Genomic DNA, 1,644 nt, shown 5'->3' with positions numbered 1-1,644 from the left:
CACGTGTTCTGCTTCAGTTGAATCCACAGGCCAAGGATAGGGGTAATCGCAAATCGTAACTGCACACCGTCCAGTTTTACGATTTGCAGTTACGATTTACGATTACACTACTTCCCATGGCCTGGACTGCAAGCGAGCTACAGGAAGCACTAGCACTCCTCCGTGTGCGACGAGGTGACAGCACCTCCATCGAGGTCAAACGTGCGGCGCAAGGACTTCCAAAAAACTGCCCCGAAACGATATGCGCCTTTGCCAATATGCCGTCGGGCGGGACACTCATCCTTGGAGTGGATGAAGCGCATGATTTTCGCGTAACCGGCGTTCCGAACCCCGCAGCTTACGAAGCAGGGCTGGTTTCCCAGGCACGGAACGCGATCACCCCGGCCCCGCAGCTGACCACGTCAACCATGACGTTGGATGGCAAACATGTGGTCGTCGCGGAAGTCTTGCCGCTACCGGTTCAAGAGCGGCCCGCCCGGTACCAGGGCAGGGCATACCTGCGGCAGTCCGACGGCGATTACGTCATGCACGCCCATGAGCTGCGGATGGTCGAAGTCGAGAAACTGCACATGACCCAGTTGGTCCAGAACGATAAAGAAGCCATCCCCGGCCTGACCATTGAGGACCTGATCCCAGACCTCGTGGAAACGTACCTGACGAATTACCGCCGAGCCGACCCTAGGCTGCGCGACCGGACGGATGCCGAACTTCTCCGACGGACCGGTGTAACTCTGGGAGACGACCAACTCACGCTTGCTGGCCTGTACGCATGGGGGATTACCCACAGGGGGAATTCCCCGCATTAGGCGTCACAGCAGCGGTCCGAGTTCCAGCCGATCAGGGCGGACACCGCACTCGTGACCTGCAAGATTTCACGGGGCCGATCCCGATCCTTTTGGAAAACGTGATGGATTGGGTCGAGTCGAACCTTTCCGAGGTGAGGGACTACTCCGCAGATGGACACATTCGCCCCCGGCCCGAAATCCCACTGAGCGCAGTTCGCGAACTTGTCGCGAATGCCCTGGTTCACCGAGACCTCGGCCCCAACACCCTGGGGGTGGGCAAGAGCATCCAGGTCCGCCTCACCCCAAACGAGCTGTTCATCATCAGCCCGGGAGGACTCCGCGGCGTTTCGATCCAACAATTGGAGAGCATGGATCACGCGCAGGCCGCGGTGAACCAACGGCTCTACAACATCTCCAAAAGACTTCGGACACCGGACGGTGCAGCCATCATTGAGGGCGAAGGGGGCGGAATCCAAGAAGTGTTCCGTGCGTGCAGCACAGCGGACCTGCCCCGGCCCGCGCTGACGGACACCGGCGTGCAGTTCAAAGCAACGTTGTGGCGGCGCCCCAATCCGACAGCAGCACTCGAGACTCCGCGGGCTCCTGCCTCACCTTCGAAACAACCTCAGTCCAGATCACGGAATGAAGACCGCGTTATCTCGGCCCTCCGACAGGAAAAATCGCTGACCATGCAGGCCCTGCAGGAGAAGACCGGCCTCAGCAATGGGCAAGTGCGCTACGCACTCAAGCAGCCCCTGGAGTCAGGAACTGTCCTACAACTGGGCGGTCGAGGGCACAAGGGGACCGTTTACCAGCTATCCGACAGCGCCAACGAGAACGACCTCGCGCGCTAGGAACG

2 protein-coding genes are annotated in these 1,644 nt (G+C 60.0%); both read left to right on the top strand.

The features are described from left to right. Window positions 1-116: 116 nt before the first annotated feature. Window positions 117-806: an AlbA family DNA-binding domain-containing protein gene (locus YO9_RS19250; RefSeq protein WP_223286697.1), complete on the top strand. Its 690-nt coding sequence runs from the start codon at window positions 117-119 to the stop codon at window positions 804-806. A 101-nt stretch (window positions 807-907) separates the two neighbouring features. Next, a complete protein-coding gene (locus tag YO9_RS19245) occupies window positions 908-1,639 on the top strand; it encodes an ATP-binding protein (protein WP_016998335.1) in 732 nt (243 codons plus the stop codon). Window positions 1,640-1,644: the final 5 nt, after the last annotated feature.

Source organism: Kocuria atrinae C3-8, from assembly GCF_000286355.1.
Taxonomy (GTDB): domain Bacteria; phylum Actinomycetota; class Actinomycetes; order Actinomycetales; family Micrococcaceae; genus Kocuria; species Kocuria atrinae_A.
Note: the sequence above shows the minus strand (reverse complement) of the source record. Positions and strands in the feature narration are given on the sequence as shown.